At 45.5% G+C, this 18,372-nt stretch carries 19 protein-coding genes and 1 tRNA gene; 17 read left to right on the top strand and 3 right to left on the bottom strand.

The window, feature by feature from the left end; genetic code table 11:
• Positions 1 to 261: 261 nt before the first annotated feature.
• On the top strand, positions 262 to 2,010 hold the full coding sequence (locus Psch_RS04925) for a sigma 54-interacting transcriptional regulator (protein ID WP_190239340.1): 1,749 nt from the start codon (positions 262 to 264) through the stop codon (positions 2,008 to 2,010).
• Between the two features lie 12 nt (positions 2,011 to 2,022).
• Complete coding sequence (locus tag Psch_RS04920; protein ID WP_134218859.1) at positions 2,023 to 2,259, top strand: MoaD/ThiS family protein; 237 nt, start codon at positions 2,023 to 2,025, stop codon at positions 2,257 to 2,259.
• Between the two features lie 337 nt (positions 2,260 to 2,596).
• On the opposite strand, the gene Psch_RS04915 is transcribed toward Psch_RS04920, so the two are convergent.
• A complete protein-coding gene (locus tag Psch_RS04915; RefSeq protein ID WP_190239339.1) occupies positions 2,597 to 2,857 on the bottom strand; it encodes a hypothetical protein in 261 nt (86 codons plus the stop codon).
• A gap of 177 nt (positions 2,858 to 3,034) precedes the next feature.
• Between Psch_RS04915 and Psch_RS04910 the strand changes: the two genes are divergently transcribed.
• The 5 genes from Psch_RS04910 to Psch_RS04890 all read left to right on the top strand — a co-directional run bounded on the left by Psch_RS04910 (position 3,035) and on the right by Psch_RS04890 (position 8,493).
• Entirely contained in the window at positions 3,035 to 3,967 is a 933-nt protein-coding gene (locus Psch_RS04910) for an L-lactate dehydrogenase (protein ID WP_427910087.1), read from the top strand.
• 433 nt (positions 3,968 to 4,400) lie between these two features.
• Positions 4,401 to 5,639, top strand: coding sequence for an IS110 family RNA-guided transposase (locus tag Psch_RS04905; RefSeq protein ID WP_134217047.1), 1,239 nt, complete (start codon positions 4,401 to 4,403; stop codon positions 5,637 to 5,639).
• A gap of 476 nt (positions 5,640 to 6,115) precedes the next feature.
• Complete coding sequence (locus Psch_RS04900; RefSeq protein WP_190239337.1) at positions 6,116 to 7,321, top strand: RNA-guided endonuclease InsQ/TnpB family protein; 1,206 nt, start codon at positions 6,116 to 6,118, stop codon at positions 7,319 to 7,321.
• 269 nt (positions 7,322 to 7,590) lie between these two features.
• Positions 7,591 to 7,665 (top strand) — tRNA-Arg (locus Psch_RS04895).
• Between the two features lie 222 nt (positions 7,666 to 7,887).
• On the top strand, positions 7,888 to 8,493 hold the full coding sequence (locus tag Psch_RS04890) for a hypothetical protein (RefSeq protein ID WP_190239336.1): 606 nt from the start codon (positions 7,888 to 7,890) through the stop codon (positions 8,491 to 8,493).
• Positions 8,494 to 8,807: 314 nt separating this feature from the next.
• Here the strand turns inward: Psch_RS04890 and Psch_RS04885 are convergent, their stop codons facing one another.
• Entirely contained in the window at positions 8,808 to 9,410 is a 603-nt protein-coding gene (locus tag Psch_RS04885; RefSeq protein WP_190239335.1) for a TetR/AcrR family transcriptional regulator, read from the bottom strand.
• 60 nt (positions 9,411 to 9,470) lie between these two features.
• Between Psch_RS04885 and Psch_RS04880 the strand changes: the two genes are divergently transcribed.
• Entirely contained in the window at positions 9,471 to 9,947 is a 477-nt protein-coding gene (locus Psch_RS04880) for a hypothetical protein (protein WP_190239334.1), read from the top strand.
• Positions 9,948 to 10,261: 314 nt separating this feature from the next.
• Positions 10,262 to 10,711, top strand: a complete 450-nt coding sequence (locus Psch_RS04875; protein ID WP_190239333.1) for a C-GCAxxG-C-C family protein — start codon at positions 10,262 to 10,264, stop codon at positions 10,709 to 10,711.
• On the opposite strand, the gene Psch_RS04870 is transcribed toward Psch_RS04875, so the two are convergent.
• Complete coding sequence (locus Psch_RS04870; protein WP_190239332.1) at positions 10,697 to 11,389, bottom strand: TIGR04283 family arsenosugar biosynthesis glycosyltransferase; 693 nt, start codon at positions 11,387 to 11,389, stop codon at positions 10,697 to 10,699. The genes Psch_RS04875 and Psch_RS04870 overlap by 15 nt on opposite strands.
• Positions 11,390 to 11,453: 64 nt before the next feature.
• On the opposite strand from Psch_RS04870, the gene Psch_RS04865 reads away from it, so the two are divergent.
• The 8 genes from Psch_RS04865 (at position 11,454) to Psch_RS04830 (ending at position 17,647) form a co-directional block, all read left to right on the top strand.
• Positions 11,454 to 12,140 (top strand): TIGR04282 family arsenosugar biosynthesis glycosyltransferase, encoded by a 687-nt coding sequence (locus Psch_RS04865; RefSeq protein ID WP_190239331.1) that lies wholly within the window; start codon positions 11,454 to 11,456, stop codon positions 12,138 to 12,140.
• A 63-nt stretch (positions 12,141 to 12,203) separates the two neighbouring features.
• Positions 12,204 to 12,743, top strand: a complete 540-nt coding sequence (gene pgsA / locus Psch_RS04860; RefSeq protein WP_190239330.1) for a CDP-diacylglycerol--glycerol-3-phosphate 3-phosphatidyltransferase — start codon at positions 12,204 to 12,206, stop codon at positions 12,741 to 12,743.
• Between the two features lie 213 nt (positions 12,744 to 12,956).
• Positions 12,957 to 13,901: a lysylphosphatidylglycerol synthase transmembrane domain-containing protein gene (locus Psch_RS04855; RefSeq protein ID WP_282432421.1), complete on the top strand. Its 945-nt coding sequence runs from the start codon at positions 12,957 to 12,959 to the stop codon at positions 13,899 to 13,901.
• Between the two features lie 25 nt (positions 13,902 to 13,926).
• The gene (locus tag Psch_RS04850) at positions 13,927 to 14,931 is read left to right on the top strand and encodes a biotin synthase BioB (protein WP_190239328.1); all 1,005 of its coding nucleotides are present in this window, start codon (positions 13,927 to 13,929) and stop codon (positions 14,929 to 14,931) included.
• Between the two features lie 36 nt (positions 14,932 to 14,967).
• Positions 14,968 to 15,681 (top strand): TVP38/TMEM64 family protein, encoded by a 714-nt coding sequence (locus tag Psch_RS04845; protein WP_190239327.1) that lies wholly within the window; start codon positions 14,968 to 14,970, stop codon positions 15,679 to 15,681.
• Positions 15,665 to 16,501: a sulfurtransferase gene (locus tag Psch_RS04840; RefSeq protein ID WP_190239326.1), complete on the top strand. Its 837-nt coding sequence runs from the start codon at positions 15,665 to 15,667 to the stop codon at positions 16,499 to 16,501. The genes Psch_RS04845 and Psch_RS04840 overlap by 17 nt, the downstream gene beginning before the upstream one ends.
• Before the next feature lie 286 nt (positions 16,502 to 16,787).
• Complete coding sequence (locus Psch_RS04835) at positions 16,788 to 17,033, top strand: hypothetical protein (RefSeq protein WP_190239325.1); 246 nt, start codon at positions 16,788 to 16,790, stop codon at positions 17,031 to 17,033.
• Complete coding sequence (locus tag Psch_RS04830; RefSeq protein WP_190239324.1) at positions 17,030 to 17,647, top strand: YigZ family protein; 618 nt, start codon at positions 17,030 to 17,032, stop codon at positions 17,645 to 17,647. The genes Psch_RS04835 and Psch_RS04830 overlap by 4 nt, the downstream gene beginning before the upstream one ends.
• The last annotated feature ends 725 nt before the right edge of the window (positions 17,648 to 18,372 follow it).

Below are 18,372 nucleotides of genomic sequence, written 5' to 3'. Positions count from 1 at the left end.
AATTTTTTTTTTAAATAGAAGGGAGTATGAAATATTAGTCGAATAATTATATAAACTCACTTTATGTCGTTTGATGTCATAATTTCTTTAACCATAATAGAATTTGTAAATAAAATACAAAACACTTACTAACAATATAATTAATTTTCCATTAGCGCGTAATTATCACTTAATTATCATATTGCTGTCCTATGTTGGCACAATTCTCCGGTCACAGGCCCATTTTTAGTTGCATCAGTGGTCATTATAGGGGGTGTAAAATTGAGCAAAATCAATTACAGCCGGGACAAGATGCTCAAGCTGCTGTTATCCAGGATGCTAAAGACCAGTAATGACATGGTACTTATCATCGACAGCAGAGGAATAGTTACCCTGGTCAATCAGAAAGCTGCCAAATGGCTGGGGCGCAAAAAGAATGAGCTTGCTGGTTCCAGGATAGAAGAATTGATCAACGATATTGATGAAATTGTGGATGCTTTGGCCGGTAAACGAAGCCTGGAAAAAGAGATAATAGTAGATAAAACCCACTATCTGCTTAAGTTCGAACCCATCATACTGGGGAGAAAAAGAAACCTCGGTGGAATATTGGTTTGCCGGGATATCTCTGTCCGGAAAAAGATGGAAGAAGCTTACAAGGAACTTGATGCAGTTCTTGACACCTCTTCTGACAGTATGTATATCACAGACGGCGAAGGTAAAACCTTGCGGATCAATGCTGCTTGCAACAGGACCACCGGCCTTGAGAAAGATGTAGTGGTCGGATTGAATGTTAAGGATATTGTTGCCAAGGGGTTATTTAATAAATCGAGCACCCTGGAGGTATTGAAAACGAAATCAAAGGTTACGATCCTGCAGAATGTTACAGATCGAGTAGTGATCGTAACCGGGACGCCGCTTTTCGACGAGCAAGGCAATATCTGGCGGGTGGTGAGTAGCGCCAGGGATATCACTGAACTGAACCGGTGGAAAAATCAGACCGAAGAGGAGCGTCGCTTAAAGGACCATTACTATTCGGAACTGGTAGAGATGCGGGTTAGACAGATGACCCGTGGAGAGGGTAATTTCATAGCCCGCTCGGCGGCGATGCAGCAGGTCGTAGAACTGGCCATGAGAGTGGCCCGTACCGATTCCACCGTACTGGTGAGGGGCGAATCGGGGGTCGGCAAGGAAGTGGTAACCAAGTTCATCCACCGGAACAGCACCAGAAAAAAGAGCTCTTTCATGAAGATCAACTGTGCCGCCATCCCGGAAAATCTGCTGGAATCCGAACTTTTCGGCTACGAGCCGGGGGCCTTTACCGGGGCCTTGAAAAAGGGCAAGGTGGGCTTGATCGAACTGGCCAACCACGGGACACTTTTCCTGGATGAGATTGGAGAGATGCCGCTTGCATTACAGGCCAAGCTGCTTCAGGTGATCCAGGAGAGGACCTTCTACCGGGTGGGCGGCACCAAAGCCATTGAGGTCGATATCAGGATCATTGCCGCCACCAATAGAGATCTGGAGAAGCTGGTGGTGCAGAAGAAGTTCCGGGAGGACCTTTTCTACCGGCTCAATGTTATTCCGATTACGATACCGCCGCTGCGGGAACGTAAAGACGATATCGTGCCCTTGTTGGGATGTTTCCTTGACAAGTTCAACAAGAAACACCAGATGGATAAGAAGATCAGCAACGACGCTTTTAGTTATCTGCTCAGGTATCGTTGGCCGGGGAATATCAGGGAATTGGAAAACATGGTTGAGCAGCTGGTAGTGATTACTCCGGCCGATCTGATTGAGCCACAGCATCTCCCGGGTTATATTCATAATCTGCCTAACCCGCTGAACAAGCAGGATAAAGTTACTGTGCCAGGCGTGGTCTCATTGCCGGAGGCGATAGAGGAGGTCGAGAAACAGCTTTTCCTCTCGGCTTACGAGAACTGCAAGAACACCTACCAGACCGCCAAAATGCTCGGTGTAAGCCAGCCTACGGTGGTCAGGAAATTGAAAAAATATAAGCAGAACATCGGTTAGAGGTGAGGTTCGATGAGAGTAAGGATCCAGGTTTTCGGAGAACTGGTTGAATACCTTAAGAGCCCTGCCGGCGGCAAGATGGTTTTGGATGTTCCCGAAGGAACTGATATCGAAAAAATGCTGGCAAAGCTGGGTCTCTCTTCCGGGTATGTGGGCGTGGTGCTGGTGAACGGAAAGTTCAGCAGTAGGAATGCTATGCTGAACCACGATGATCAGGTCCAGATCATACCGCAGCTGGAGGGGGGCTAAGAAAAGGGAGTGCAATTTAACAATCATGCCGCTATGGGCGCCGGCAGAAGTTGGAAACTTGACAATGCGGGTGCGATTTCAACCGCATACGGCGCGCCGGCGCCGGACTTGTAGGCGGTAACGCTTTTATTAGAACGAGAAGCAGTATAAGGGAGTCTACAGACACTGTTGCTGCATTTCTATGGGGCCATGTGCAAATGAGAAGTGCTCTTAAGGATTAGAAATACTCTCATAAGCGATCAAAAAAACCTGCCGCTTTCGTCCTGTTACGGAAGCGGCAGGTTTTTTTAGATTTTTTTGATACTTTCATTAATATCCGTAAGAAATATCGGGACGACTATTTATTTTTCAAACGTTCCGCCTGCCGTCTGGCAGCTCTGTTTTCACTGTCCTGGATCGCCTTTTGGCGGTCTTTATTTCTTAAATGGATTATCTTATAGTTTGCAAAGGTAAAAACAGCATAATCCAGAATAGCCAGCCAGAGTCTATATTTGTCCGGTACCAATTGTGATGTAAGAATAAATGCGCCTAAGGCGATGGTGGCTATTATCAGCAACAACCACTTGATAATCTCAGGATTCTTATACCATTTAGTCAATATTTTATCACCTGCCGTCTATTTGTGTCCACGAGGACTGATAACCGTGCACAATAATACATATAAGACTATAGATCCAGATAGTTTTTGTCAAGGTATTTTGCCGGTCTGGAATAATCAATCTGTTATCGGGATAATCTAGCTGATATTATACGGACGGGGCTGATGGCATTGAGTATCAAAAACCGTAAAATAGCCGTGGTGGGGGTGGGGGCAGTGGGGGCTTCGACTGCTTTTGCCCTGGCCGTGAGCGGGTTGGCCACAGAACTGGCGCTGGTGGACGTTCACAAGGCCAAGGCCGAGGGAGAGGCCATGGACCTTGCCCATGCCGCGGCTTTTATCAAACCAATTCAGATTTATGCCGGGAACTTTGAGGACTGCCGCGACGCGGGCATTATTATCTTTACCGCCGGGGCGGGCCAAAAACCCGGCGAAACCAGAATGGACCTTTTAAAAACAAATTATCGCATTTTAAAGGATTGTCTAACCCAAATGGCCCTGACAGATGAGAATATTCTTATCATCGCCAGCAACCCGTTGGATGTACTGACTTACGCCGCCTTGAAAGCAACAGGCCTGTCCCCTGAGAGAGTCTTCGGGTCGGGGACGGTGCTGGACAGTTCACGCTTCAGGCATATCTTAAGCGAACATTGCGGTGTCGCGCCCAGGAACGTCCACGCCACTGTGGTCGGGGAGCACGGCGACAGTGAGGTAATGCTCTGGAGCCTGGCTGACATTGCCGGGACCCGCATTGACCATTTCTGTGAGCTGGTGGGTGTTCCACCCATCAAACGTGAGGAAGTGGACAAACAGGTGAGGAACGCAGGCTACGAGATTATATCCAGAAAGGGCGCCACTTACTATGCCGTCAGCCTGGCCATAAAGCGAATTTGTGAAAGCGTCATCCGTGATGAAAACACCATCCTTTCTGTTTCCGGCCTGGTCGACGGCCATTATGGTATTGATGGCTGCTGTCTCAGCCTCCCCTCAATAGTCAACTCCAGGGGGCGGGGTTACCCTCTTGAGCTGCCGTTAGCAGCAGAAGAAGAGGCCGCTCTGCGTCGCTCGGCGGAAGTATTAAGGAAAGCAATTGCCAGTCTGAATCTATAATAAGAGCTTGATAGCAGCAACTGTTTGCTTTCCACGACGGAACGGTGATTTATCATCTCTACTGTGTTATTTTGAATTTAGAAGCAGTGTCAAAATTATAAACTGGACTTACGCCTAAACTTCTGTTAAACTACGGTATTGGGTAAGGCGTAAGGTTATCTCCCTTGCGGGCTCTTTACGAGTACACGCTTTTTTGAGGAACCGGCCTTACCTTTTTGTTTTTACTGCAGGGGAGAGAAATTTAACAAAGTTTGGTGGACGGGTAAGGTTTTATCATCTCTTGCGGGCCCATATTCACGGGTACAAGCTCTTGCCGAGACTACCGCCCGTCCGCCTTCTATCACCAGATGCGGTTAATAGGACGTTGCGCTAGAACGCTAAAACAGTAGAGCCCGACTGGTGATGAAATATTTTTTTAAAGGAGTTGTTCCTTATGGAGCACCAGCAGCATGTGTTTGTCGGCGTAGATACCCATAAGGACCAGCATACTGCGGCGGTTTGTAATTGCTGGCATAAGACTTTAGAGGTAATTGAAACTTCCAATAACCCAGTTGCCTTTCCTGCTTTTTTGGAGCAGGTGCTGGCCTCAACACCCAATGGTTTAACGCCGGTATTTGGGCTTGAGGATACGGGTGGACTGGGGCATGCTCTGGCAGTGTTTCTCTTAAAAGCCGGGTATGTAGTTAAAGAGGTTAACTCTATTCGGTCGGATCGCCAACGTAATCGCTCTCCACACCCTGACAAGTCTGACCCCGATGATGCCAAGGCTGTCGCCAAGGTACTGATCAATGACTTTGATGAGTTACCTGACGCTAGGGCAGATGAATTACCCCTGGCTATTGCCCAGTTAGTCTATCACCGCGAGCATTTGGTGAAGGAGCAAACCCAGGTAAAAAACCGCTTCCATGCTGCCATACACCAGCAGTATGCAAACTACCGGCAGTTTTTCAAAGACCCTTTCGGCCAAGCTGCATTAGTTTTTTGGCATCGCTTCCCTTCATCTGAACACCTTAAAAATATTGGTGTTACCCGTCTAGCTTCTTTCCTGCGTAAGCACAGCAATAACCGGGTTTCTACGAAAAAAGCGGAAAAGATACTTTCCCTGATAAACCGGGATGATAACCCATCTCTACCCCAACAAACCCGTGATTTTATTATTAGTAGTTTGGTTGAGCGCCTATGGTTGCTGAAAAAAGAGCTCTCGATAGTTGAAGAAAAGTTAGCTTTACTTATTGAGCAAACTGGTCTTCAACTGGAGACTATGGACGGCATCAATACAATCACTGCAGCAGCCCTAATTGCTAACATTAAGGACATTTCCCGGTTTGCTTCATCCGCTAAACTGGCCCGCTACGCAGGCGTGGCGCCCATCAAAAAAAGTTCTGGACAAAAGAAACGATTTAAAAAGTCTAAGGGTGGTCGCCGTAGTTTAAATACAGTGCTTTACCAGATCGCTCTCAACCAGATTTGCTTAGATCGTAAAGGCCAGCCACGAAACCCTGTAGCCCGCAACTATTTCATTAGAAAAGTAGCGGAAGGTAAAACCAAGAAAGAGGCACTAATCTGTTTAATGCGGCGGTTGTGCGATATCATCTTTGTGCTTATGCGTGATAAATGTGCTTATAGTTACCCGCAAAAACCAGACGCTGACAAAGCTTCTACAGCGGCTTAGAAAAGCTTTCCTCGGAGTCCTTTAATCATGTTTCTGGTGAGCTCTGGAGTTTTATTAAATCAAAGCAGCGCCGCAAGGGAAGTCTTGACAGACGGGGGCGCCCTGCGTGTGGTACAATGGGTTGCTGACGAGGGCTTATAATCCAGTTACATGTCTCCGGAGCCGCCCTGTCGTTGGTTTACCTGGACCACACGCGGGGTGGATGTCAAGGCCGCTGCTTTGTTCATCTGTTAAATCATTCTTTTGTTTCCAAAATTAAGAAATGTTTTCAAGGTTAAAACCCAGTTGAGATTTCTGAATTTTTAATCTTTTACCGCCTGCTTATTTTCACATTGACATAGGACGTCTCGGCAGAAGACCCCACTTCCAAAGTGGGGGATGAATGCCGGTTACTGCCCCAGAACATATGTTTCAATCGTTGGCATTTTGTGGTACAATGAAAGTGGTCGATACGCGATAAAAAGAGGTGAAAAGGTATGATCCGCGTTCTTAAGACCACTTTCCGGACATCAAAACACGAGATGGACAGATTGTTTGCCTGCAACCGGGAATCGGCAAAAGCATGGAACGACTGCCTCAACTATGCCAGGGAATACCACAAAACCAACGGTAAGTGGATCGGCAAGAGTGACTTGCAAAAACTTACTAAGGGTCGGTATCATATGCATAGCCAGAGTATCCAAGCTGTGCAGGAACGCTACCTGGATGCCAGGACCAACGCCAACAGAGCCAAACAAGCAGGGCATGGACATGTCCGCTACCCATGGCGGCAGAAAAAGAATTACCCGACCCGGTGGAAAAAAGACGGTTTCACCATCCAGCCTAACGGCAAGATCGAGCTATCCATGGGCATCCACAACGGTAAACGGGAGAAACCTATCATTGTTCACGTCCACCGCATCCCTCCACGAAAAGTCAAAGAGATTGAACTTGTCTGGGACCGCAAGCTGATACTGGCGATAAGCTACGATGATGGTACCCAGCCCCGGGAAAACCTCAATCGAGGCATCGCCGCCATCGATATGGGCGAAATTCATGGGATTGCCGCTGTAGCCGACACGGGTGAGGCGTTGGTTGTCACATCCCGGAAACTGCGCAGCGTCAAACGGCTGCGCAACAAGAAATTCAAGGAAATATACCAAAAGCGCAGCCGGTGCAAAAAAGGCAGCCGGAAGTGGAAGAAATACACCTGTGCCATTGCTCGCATAGGCAGCAAGACGGACAACCAGCAGCGGGACATTTTGCACAAGATGAGCCACAAGTTTGTCGCCTGGGCCAACGACCAGGGCGTCAAAACGGTCGTAGTCGGCGACGTAGAGGGCGTGCAAAGGAACACGTCCAGGCGCAATAAGAAAAACCTTAAGCAGAAACGTCATTCCCGCGGCTTAAACCAAAAGATGAGCCAATGGCCATTCGGGTTGTTGCAGGCTTATCTTACATACAAGCTGGCTGCTCTTGGTATCGACCTGATCAAGATTGATGAGAGTTACACTACGCAGACATGGCCTGTCTGTGGTCGGAAGAAAAAGCCTTCCGGCAGGACGTATCAGTGTCATTGCGGGTACATATCCCATCGGGATGTGCATGGCGCAAGGAATATCTACGCCAAGCACAAATATGGCGAGATTCGAACACTGGATTGGAGTGTCGAAAACATCAAGTATCTACGGCCTGCTTCGTGAGAAGTAGAAAGTAGTAGAAGCCTGGAACCGGGCCCGATGGGAGGCAAAAGCCGTTTGTACCATTGTTGTCGGGAGAATCGGCAGGAAGGAAAGCATCCTTTGTGGATGAGGCTACCTGAACAGGTTGCTGCCAGAAATTCTTACCGGTAAGCTCCCTGAAGCCCCCACTTCTACAAGCGGGGGAGGTTCACTGCCATTTAGCAGACACTTGCAATTAAACTGAAATAAGATATAATATATAGGTGACCTTGAATAAGGTTTAAGCATATGCGCCTGTAGCTCAGGGGATAGAGCGCCGGCCTCCGGAGCCGGAAGCGCAGGTTCGATTCCTGCCAGGCGCACCAATTTCTAAACCTGCTTTTAAGGCCAACTTAAAGGTGGGTTTAGACCTTTTTTGCTCCGATTTTGGGGCTTTTTTTCATGCGAGAAGCTAAACCAAATTTGACGATTTAATCGATAACGCTATGAAACGCCTACAAGCTTTGGTATAATATCCCTGAATACGACATACAGAAGATAGATTAACTTCTGTTATCCATATTATGTTTAAGGAAAAAGGAGGAACGGTGAAAAAGCTATTATTCTGTATGCTGGGTGCGTTTGTTCTATTGTCTATAACAATAGTATGTTATGCAGGAGATATACCGGAAGCCCTGCTTGGCAATGATTCTTCACAAGTATATTTTGGTGAGATTAAAAATGTAGACGAAGAGGGCATTACTGTAATTCAACATCAAAATATTAAAGGTGAATTTTCAAAAGGCAGTGAGTTTACTCACACGGAATTTATATTTACCGACTCTCCAAAAATCGGTGAAATATACCTTTGTGGTTTTATTGACGCAAATAACCCACTTTATGTATGGGAAGTAACAAGTCTTGAAACACAAAATTTAAAAATTAAAAACACCGATGATATGTCAAAAAGAATTCAGGAATATTTGAATTCTGGTAAGTTTGAAGAAAAAGAAAAAGAAAGATTGGCGATAATAGATGCGAAAAACGACACCGAACCATCTCCTGAAGAGCCGGCATCAGCAATTACAATTGACGGTGCAGAACAGATGGATAATGTTACAACGGTGGGAAATAATCTCTCATTTCCTTTGATTATAGGTGGGATCATCTTGATAGGAATCGTATTTATATTGTGGATCAAAAGAAAGGATTAGATATCGGAAAGCAAGTATACAAAATCACCACTACTGCCAGCATTCATCACGAAACTCTTGTAAATACAACAAGGGGTTTTTCTTTTTTAAATCTAAGAAAGCCACAGTTTCGCAAGGAATCCTTGATTTTTCTGAGTTTCTCTTGCTTTTCGGACAGTATATCGGATAAAAATGAAACAATTCATACTTTCTATTAACTAGTTTTGGCTTGCCTAGCCAAGATAAATACTCGGTATATTGCTTCTCTAGTCTAGAAATTCTGGAAAAAAAGTATAGCCTGTTTCTATCTCAATACTACCGGAGCAGAATACAGCTTACTCCGTCTGATCGGTAATAGGCTGTCCCGCCAGCCCATATAGCATCAAATCACATAATTCTTTCAGCAAATCCTTGTTGCTGTTCTTCAGTATTTCGGGCTGCTGAAATACATCTTGATACATTTTCAGATAAATCGTAGCCGCTTCAATAGAAATATCTTTGCGTATATACCCTTCCCTGCGGCCTTTTTGGATGAATTGGCCTACGATATAGGAATATCTGTGTTTATAAAAATCATCCGCGAGCTTCTTTATCTCCGGATCGGTATTAAACAATACTCTTAGAGTATCCAGATTGATGTGATCAATGAAATCATAATTCATTGATACGGCACGCCTCACCAATTCAGGAAAAGGCAGGTCGGTTTCCCATAGTTCTTTTCTTGCTTGCCAGCCGCTTTCCAGGAGGTTTATGGTTGTATCCTTCATCAGACCTTCCTTGCTACCGAAATAATTATAGATACTGGCCGGTGCAACTCCTGCCTTTTGAGCGATTTCATTTATACTGGTTTTATCTGTACCGTACGCACAAAAAAGCTCTAAAGCGGCAGTGCGTATTTTATCTTTTTTTAACTCTGTCCTACGTTCATATCCGTTCATGTATTTTCACCCCAGCTTAATCATACTAAAAGTTTTATAATGAATGAAGGCCGAGCAGAGATGCTGCTGGATAAGCAGGTCAGTCGGGTTCGCTGGATGAGCAGCCATTTAACTGTAGCCTCTTTATGTTCTGCTGCCTTGCTGGTAGCCATGGGCATTGCCGGGGGGCTGGTTTATGGACTTGCAACCGGCGATCTAAGCCATGAATTTTGGCATATTTTTAGCATGAGCGTTTCAAAAATCCCACCCGTATGGATACTGTTGGGTGTAACATCTTTATTGTATGGCTTATGGCCTCGCATAACAGCACTGGGATGGGTGGTTTGGTTATCGTTTAGTATATTGGAGCTTGCCTGGGAAGCGCAGATCATTGATTGGTCACTGATGCGTGTTTCTCCCTTCTCTTATGCTCACTATACCATTAATATTTCAAATCTGCCGCTGCTTCCGTTGTTCTGGCTGCTTGGCCTTTCAGCTATACTGACAGGGCTCGGATTGTTTGGGTTTAGGAATAGAGATGTTTTAACAAAAGCATAAACGATTTAAGTAGGTTGTTAATTCTGGTTAACAATGTACGTTAGATGCCAGCGTACATGTAAAAACGCGAAAGCCTTGCTAAGCAAGGCTTTTTTCGTATGCAACTACGGTTTGGATTTCCCGCCAAGAGCGATCTGGAGTGAGCGTGCTTGCGTTACAGTGTCAAGAAAACGATGGGGAACTATTGAAAAACATTATCTTGCCGTTCTTTTATATAATTATTTGTTATTGGATTAATGATAAATACTCATGTTAGAATGAAGAATGGTTTTAAGGGTGATTCTATTCGTCTTGGGAAGTAGTTGAGGATACTAGTGAGTGACGCATATCAGGATGTTTGCGAGGACGTACGCAGCAAAGCGATGATGTATTTTAACCAGGGCTATAATTGCGCACAGGCAGTGGCGTTGAGCAACGTGGAAATGCTTAAAGGGCAAACCGACGGCATAATACAACTGGCTGCAGGTTTTGGTCACGGCATAAGCGCCGGTTGCGCCTGCGGCGCTTTAACAGGAGGCGTTATGGCTATCAGTCTGCTGCTTGCAAATCCCGATACCAAGGGTTTTGATAAGGAGATATCAGAAACTGCGGCAAAACTGCATCAGCGGTTTGTCAATGAATTTGGCCAGGCCTGCTGCAGCGGGCTCAGGAAAAAGTTATCTCCTTTAAAAAATGCCCGGTGCAAGGAAATAACCGGTACAACAGCCGCTATGACTATGGAATTAGTTTTAGCCGCAAAGATAAAAAAGTCAACGCCTGTCTGAGTACAGCCTCTTTAGGTCTGCCGGGCTGGTTCCTAGAAGATAAAGGACCTTAATTTTATGCATCAGCCATGTGGTCCTCCACTTGCCGTGGATTAGCCAGCGCCTGGCCGAAGTTTTGACGGGACCGGGAAGAAGCACGGTTTTCCCGATCTTTTTCATGCTCAAGGAGAACTCCCAATCTTCCAATAAATCAATAAGCGGGAAGCCGCCGATTTGCCGGAAACAATCCCGCCGCACGAAGATAGTCTGATCGCCGAAATATACGCCCGTGACAGCGGCCCTCAGATTTGAACCGAGGGTGGTCAGGTAGAAAAACAACCCCGGGTGATCTATTTTCATTTTAAAGGCGCCCCCGACGACTCTGCTGTCGGACAATGCCAGCTCAAGTTGTTGGATGAAGTCATTTGGCAGGCGGGTGTCGCTGTGCAGGAAAAGAAGTACCTCTCCGCCGGCCAGCTGAGCGCCGGCATTCATCTGACTTGCCCTGCCCCGGGGAGCCTGGATAAGTAAAAAATCCCGGCCGACCAAATTGGCTGTTCCGTCAGTGCTCGCGTCCGCAATAATGACCTCTATCAGGTTGCTCCAGGGGCGCAGGTGTTCAAGGGTTCCCTCAATGGTTGCGGACTCATTATAAGTTGGAATGATTACGCTTATTAAAGGATGCTTTGTCTTAATCATAAAAATTTAAGTTCTTTATATCCTTTACTAATCCTTCAAAATACTGGCGAGAGAATGGTGAAAAATGCTTAAACCGGCGCTGGCAATCATGTCCAGGGCGCCTTCCAAAGAAGGTAAGAGCCGCCTGGGCGCGGTGCTGTCACCCGCTCAGCGGGAAGCCCTGCAGTGGGCTTTTCTGGAAGATACATTGGATAAAGTAAGTAGACTGACAGAATTTGAGCGCTATCTGGCTGTAACTCCTTCCGGCGATCTCAACAAGTTGGCTAAAAAGCTGGAATTTGGCGGGCGGGTCATGCCCCAGTCCGGTGGAAACCTGGGACAGCGTATGCATGACATAGCTGAAAGATTGTTTTTAACCGGTCACGCCCCTGTCATTTTTATCGGGACGGATGTACCGGACTTGCCGCCTTCTTATTTACAAAAAGCTCTTTATTTGCTGGAGCATAGCGATTTAGTTTTTGGACCGGCGCTCGACGGCGGTTATTGCCTTATTGGAATGCGAAACTTTCAGGGCAGGGTTTTTGACGGTATCAGCTGGGGTTCGGAAAGAGTATTGGAAGAAACTCTAAAAATATGTGAAGAGAACAAATTGTCCTATGGACTTCTGGAATGCTTGATGGATATTGACCGCCCGGGTGACCTCCTGGCTTTGATGAGACAGTATGAAAATAAAAAAATAGATATTGAGTTAATTCCGGCAAGGACCATCCGGTTTCTAAAATCTATCGAAATACGAACACTTATTATATGAAGGGCATTGAACAATTCTATTTATTCAGGGACTATTGAATAACATTCAACGGGAGATTGGATTGTGAATTTGCCTAATAGCCTGACTGTCGCCAGATTAATAATTATTCCGGTATTCTTGCTGGTTGCCTCAATGAAATGCCATTACGCTGATTATATTGCTGCCGGCATTTTTATAATTGCTGCAATAACCGATAGTCTAGACGGGTACCTCGCGAGAAAAAAGAATCAAACAACTTTACTGGGCCAATTTTTAGACCCTGTTGTCGATAAAATCCTTGTTACCGCGGCTCTTATTATCCTGGTGGAGATAGGGAGGATACCCGGGTGGATAGCTATTATTATTGTCAGCAGGGAAATTGCCGTTACCGGATTAAGAGCTGTCGCAGCAGCGCAAGGGATCGTCATTGCGGCCAGTTGTCTTGGGAAAATCAAGACAGTAGCGCAAATTATAGCTATTAGCGCCTTTCTCTTGGATAATTTTCCTTTTTATTTGATAAATTTTCCCTTTGCTTATGTTGCCTTGACATTTGCAATGGTTTTTACGCTTTGGTCAGGCGTGGATTATTATTTGGCATTCAGGCTTGCAACAAAAGCAAGATAGCTGAAATACTTAATATAAAGACGTTTTCATTTAGTTTTGTTTTGTGGATTTAAACATGCGTTCAGTAAATATGTAATAAAGATTCATTATATGGATAATAGAGACTAATTAATAAGTTCTATTGGATTTAAGAATACTAAATTGCTATACTTTATATGTTCTCAGGTGATTATTTAAATTATTTATATATTATATAAATGAAGTGATTATGCCGTGTCGAAGAAAAGTTTAATTCTTCTTATAAAGATCGTTGTATCTGGTTTGTTATTGAGCTGGTTAATTTACAGTTTTGATTGGATTGCTGTGCGGGACGTTTTCCTGACTGCAGAGCCTGGTTGGCTTCTCTTAGCCGGGGTATTCATTGTTATCTCAATGGTTGTAAGTGTCGAAAAATGGTCACGGATATTAAGGGCGGAGGGCATCAATCTGCCCTGGTTTCAACTGTGGAAAGTATACTGGATCGGGATTTTCTTCAACAACTTTCTTCCCTCCAGTATCGGTGGCGACGGGATCAGAATTCTTTTGACCGGCCGTAACATTTCCAATATTGCAGGCGCGGCTTCTTCCGTTATAATCGAGCGCTTACTGGCTACCGTGGGTCTAGCCCTGACCGGTTTGGTTGTGTTCCCAATAACGGACTCCAACTGGCATGTGGGTTGGCTTTTTATGATGCTCATAATTGTGGCGGCAGGATTATTATTCTTTTTAATGATGGGGCGAATTCCCGCCTGGGCCGCTGGAAGAGGTGGCAATTTAAGCGGCTTTGCGCGTGGATTTCTCTCACATGGCCATGCTTTACGCGGCCAGAAAAAGATGATTATCACGGTATTGTGCCTGTCAGTGTTGTTCCAGCTTACAGTGGTAGCTGTAAACTATGCTGTTTTTAGAGGCCTTCATATTGACTTATTAAGCTGGTGGGACCTGGTTTATATAACACCTGCGATTTCAGCAATAGCCATGGTCCCTATCGGGATTAACGGGTATGGGATACGCGAAGGCGCCTACGTGTTGCTGCTGGACTCCTATGGGGTGGCAGGGAGCGTGGCTCTGGGGGCATCCCTTCTTTTTGCGGCACTGGTAAGCTTCTGCAGCCTTTATGGGGGCATTTTATGGCTGGCTAACAGGGGAATGGGCGTGGATAGGCAGTGTATCTCTTGAGACTTTTACGAAAAAGGGTGGCGTAATGAATAAGAGGGTTAAAGAAATTATTGATAAGTCGTATAACGGTGCCCTCCTGGAGAGCCAGGAAATCAGGGAACTATTAGAGCTTGACATATGTTCGGAAGAGTCCTTTTACCTTGCGTACAAAGCCCGTCAGATGAGCGAGGAGGCCTGTGCGGGCAAGGCGGAAATACATGGCCAGGTAGGGGTGAACAGCGGGCCCTGCAGCTGTAATTGCGCTTTTTGTTCCTTTGCAGCCGGCAATAAAATTTTTAATGCCCAGCGGATAGAGTCTTTGGAATTCATTCTTCAACAGGCTCTCGACCTGGAAGAAGCGGGCGCTAATGCCATCTACCTCATGGCCACAGCACATTTGAACTTCCAAAGTTTCCTGGAGATGGGGCAAGTAGTCCAACGGGAACTGCGGACAGGTGTGCCGTTAATCGCCAATATTGCCGATTTCTCATATGATGAGGCAGCTGCTTTGCGCAAAGCGGGCTTTACCGGGGTTTATCATGCAGCCCGCCTGGGTGAAGGAAAGGTTACCCGCATTGACCTCAAAGACAGGCTCCAGACCTTCGAAGCCGCCGGCAAAGCAGGTCTTATTTTGGGATCGTGTGTGGAACCCATCGGACCTGAACACAGCCATGAGGAAATAGTGGAGAAAATGATCGTAGCCAGGGAAGCAAAGCCCGGATTCAGCGGGGCAATGCGTCGTGTTACTATCCCGGGAACAAGCTTAAGCGCGCACGGTATGTTAGGTGAGACGCGTATGGCGCATATTGTGGCGGCAGTTCGCATGGCGACACCAAGAGAGATACCAGGTAACTGTACCCATGAACCTAACGTGATGGGGGCGGTGGCAGGGGCCAATCTTCTCTGGGCTGAAGCAGGCAGCAACCCGCGTGATGTAGTTGACAATACGGAGAAGAGCCGTGGTTATGATGTGGGAAAATGCAGAGAAATCCTCGTGGATGCCGGCTGGCAGGTTTTAAACGGTCCGTCCAAGTTCTTCATTACTAAATAATACAAGGCTTGAATCGGAGTAAGGAGGTGATTGTATATGAAAAACATATTTCGCGGATATCTAGGGAAATTATCGTTGTTGGTTATTCTTGGCTGCTTATATTATTTTGTCCCCTTCATCAGGGTTAACGTCAACCAGGCGATCTTTGTTTTAAGCAATGTTGATGTGGCTCTGGCCCGCGACTATATTTTGGGTTTTGGCGTCTGGGCGCCAATTACCTCTTTTCTCTTGATGGTCCTTCAGTCCATCGCGGCGCCCCTGCCGGCGTTCATTATTACTTTTGCGAATGCCGGTATCTTCGGGTGGGTTAATGGAGCGATTCTTTCGTGGTCAAGCGCGATGGCCGGAGCAGTAATATGTTTTTTTATTGCCAGGTACCTGGGAAGGGATACGGTAGTAAAATTCACTTCCAACAAAGCGCTTAAGAGCATAGATGATTTTTTCAAGCATTACGGAAAATATGCCATTCTTATTGCCCGGCTCTTACCGTTTATCTCTTTTGATATAGTTAGTTATGCTGCCGGTTTGACTTCTATGGGTTTTTGGCCGTTTTTTATCGCTACCGGAATCGGTCAATTGCCGGCGACAATTGTTTACTCCTATGTCGGGGGCATGCTTACAGGTGGAGTCAGGACTATGGTTTTTGGCCTCTTGATACTCTTTGCCCTGAGCGCGTTGATTGTACTGATAAAGAATGTCTGGAAAGATAAAAAAATTAAGGAGGGAAAGGCTTTTGTGGAAGAAATTTAAGTACAAGCAGTTGTTGGTTGCACTTATTGCCATGGGGCTCGTTTTGGGAGCCAGTGGCTGCGGAAAACAGCCGGCGCCTGTAGACAAGCAAGATCAAAAGGAGTTTGACATCTCGGTTTATCAGAACAATGATTTTCTTATGACTCCTCAAAAGTTGCAAGCAATGCTAGGAAGTGAAGAGCTGGTTCTCCTGGACTGCAACAAACCGGATGTCTATGCAGCAGGACATATTCCCGGCGCCATCGGTATCGGGATTAACGCTTTTTCGGACACATCCGGTAAAATAGGTGATCCGGGTTGGGGAACCGTAAAAAACAAGGAGGATTTGCAAAAGAAGCTGGAATCCCTTGGCATTGATAACAAAAAGACAGTTGTGTTTTACTCGGATGTCTTTAAGGGGCCGGGCGCTGACGGCAGAGCCGTCTGGCAGTTAAAGCTGGCCGGGATGGATAATGTAAAGATGCTGGTTGGGGGCTTATCCTACTGGAAGGAAATGGGCTATGAGGTGACTAAAGAAGCGGCACAGCCCAAGCCTGTTACCGGTGTAGTCTTAAAAAATTATGATCAGAGCTTTATTGCGACAAAGGATTATGTCTTTAACAATTTGGACAAGCAAGTGTTGGTTGATGTCAGGACAGAAGGGGAATTTAAAGGCTCACAGAATGCAGGGGAGCCGCGGGGAGGCCACATCAAAGGCGCTGTAAACCTGCTGTGGCAGGAATTATTGAACAAGGACGGTACCATAAAGACCCCTGAAGAGATCAAAACTCTCATGGCTTCCTATAATGTAAAGCCCGCTGATGATTTTATAGTTTACTGAACTATGGGCATCAGATCTGGATATGCATCCATGATCCTCAGGGCCGTTGGCTTTGAGAAAGTAAGAAACTATGAAGCCTCCATCTATGAGTGGGGCGGGGATTTAAGTATGCCGATGGAAAAAGAGCAATAGTGACAGAGTAATTACCGGCATGAATTATAACAAAAAGAGGCTTAAAGCAGGTTGCTTTAGGTCTCTTTTTTTGTAAGATGGGGTGATTATTCTGTAAAACAGTTCCTTTGAAGGGCTTGGACATGTTAATATTATACTTGTGACAATAGAAAGGGTGAATGCAAAGCTGCGTGGCTTAATTTGTGATAAAATTTCTGCAGAGCAGGAAGAAATCAGTGAGGAGCTTTGGGAAAAATATAAAGATGCAATTGAAGAATGGCAGCCAAGACTGACCGGCAGCTATTACATACACGGTTTGATCGACATTTCCGTGGTAGCAATGGAAATCAGGTGGTTGGCAAGGGAAGGCAAAAAGCTGTTGCAAGCAAGTCAACATACTGATCAGGAAGCTAAATTATGAAAGATGACAGGTATAAAACTTTAAGAAATCCTAATACGGCAGAGATCATTGTTAAAAAATCACGTTTTATAGCATCAGCTTCTCCAGTAGATGACGAGGAAGAGGCGCTTCATTTTATCGGCAAAATTAAGAAGGCGCACGGCCAGGCCAATCATAATGTTTTTGCATACGTGATAAATGAACAAACACAGCGTTTCAGTGATGACGGTGAACCCAGCGGCACGGCAGGCAGGCCGGTATTGGATGTAATTAGCCGTAAGGGTTTAGTAAAAGCCGTAATTGTCGTAGCCAGATACTTTGGCGGGATCATGCTTGGCGCTGGTGGTTTGGTGCGGGCATATTCAGAGGCGGCAGTGAAGGGCATTGAGGCAGCAGGTAAAGTGGAAAGATTATTGTACCATGAGCTCAACATAGCTTTGGATTACCATTGGGTGGGTGTGGTGAAACGGGAGGTTGAAAAGGCTGGAGGGAAAAACTTTACTATGGAATATGGCGAGAAAGTGATATTGAAAGTCTTGTTACGGCCAGAAGGTTTAGAAGCCCTATCAAAAAGGTTAACCGATCTTACCTCAGGACAGGTTATTATAAAAACGGGTGGTTTCACTTATTATTAATCTGGAAGAGGCAGTATAGGCGGCAACCTGAACTTCACGATTTTGTACCTTTAGTTAGAAAGTTAAATGGTCTCGGGACTCGGGTTATGCTTTTATGCGTAGATGTAAAATATAAAGATAATAAAGGCAAGGAGCAATATATCAACGCTCATCAAGCACTAATAGATGAAGCTACTTATCCGATATTGTTACATCAGGTAATTGACTCCAGAACTGCCCAAGGGAGACAGATTAATTAATGGGTTATTTTCAAAGTAACACGATATTAGTATCCTTTTCAATGCTTTTAAAGATAGAGAAGAAGTTCATATCTAACCTTTAATTCGTCAACGTGTTTCATTTGTTGCAATTAAAAAGCTATTAAAATTTAACCGGAAGCGTTCATACACGCCTCCGGTTTTTTAGTAACTATAACCAAGATAACAATATAAACACTAGCGACGAGCCTTCTGAGCCTTTACCCGTAGAATTAAAAAATGCTTCCGGCGTAGTGAAATATTTTTTAAAAGATACCGGGAGGCTTATAAGTAGAGTATAACTTTCCCGCCGTTGAGTACTTTCTTTTCTGTGGGATCGGCCTTTGATTAATAGCCAGCCCTATAATTTCCGAAAATCTGTGGCAACCTCCGCGTTGTTAATGAGATTATGTACCGCATCGTGCCCCGCCGTTAAACATAAGGCAGTGGGTAAGAATTAAAAAGTAAGGTTTCGGTAGAATAAGAACC

Origin of the sequence: Pelotomaculum schinkii (assembly GCF_004369205.1) — a bacterium.
Taxonomy (GTDB): domain Bacteria; phylum Bacillota; class Desulfotomaculia; order Desulfotomaculales; family Pelotomaculaceae; genus Pelotomaculum_C; species Pelotomaculum_C schinkii.
This window is presented reverse-complemented; position numbering and strand designations above follow the sequence as displayed.

Excerpts from the sequence above, each read along its gene's own strand:
- Psch_RS04920 (WP_134218859.1), top strand. The coding sequence starts at position 2,023 with ATGAGAGTAAGGATCCAGGTTTTCGGAGAACTGGTTGAATACCTTAAG.
- Psch_RS04905 (WP_134217047.1), top strand. The coding sequence starts at position 4,401 with ATGGAGCACCAGCAGCATGTGTTTGTCGGCGTAGATACCCATAAGGAC.
- Psch_RS04900 (WP_190239337.1), top strand. The coding sequence starts at position 6,116 with ATGATCCGCGTTCTTAAGACCACTTTCCGGACATCAAAACACGAGATG.
- Psch_RS04885 (WP_190239335.1), bottom strand. The coding sequence starts at position 9,410 with ATGAACGGATATGAACGTAGGACAGAGTTAAAAAAAGATAAAATACGC.
- Psch_RS04880 (WP_190239334.1), top strand. The coding sequence starts at position 9,471 with ATGCTGCTGGATAAGCAGGTCAGTCGGGTTCGCTGGATGAGCAGCCAT.
- Psch_RS04870 (WP_190239332.1), bottom strand. The coding sequence starts at position 11,389 with ATGATTAAGACAAAGCATCCTTTAATAAGCGTAATCATTCCAACTTAT.
- Psch_RS04865 (WP_190239331.1), top strand. The coding sequence starts at position 11,454 with ATGCTTAAACCGGCGCTGGCAATCATGTCCAGGGCGCCTTCCAAAGAA.
- Psch_RS04850 (WP_190239328.1), top strand. The coding sequence starts at position 13,927 with ATGAATAAGAGGGTTAAAGAAATTATTGATAAGTCGTATAACGGTGCC.
- Psch_RS04845 (WP_190239327.1), top strand. The coding sequence starts at position 14,968 with ATGAAAAACATATTTCGCGGATATCTAGGGAAATTATCGTTGTTGGTT.
- Psch_RS04830 (WP_190239324.1), top strand. The coding sequence starts at position 17,030 with ATGAAAGATGACAGGTATAAAACTTTAAGAAATCCTAATACGGCAGAG.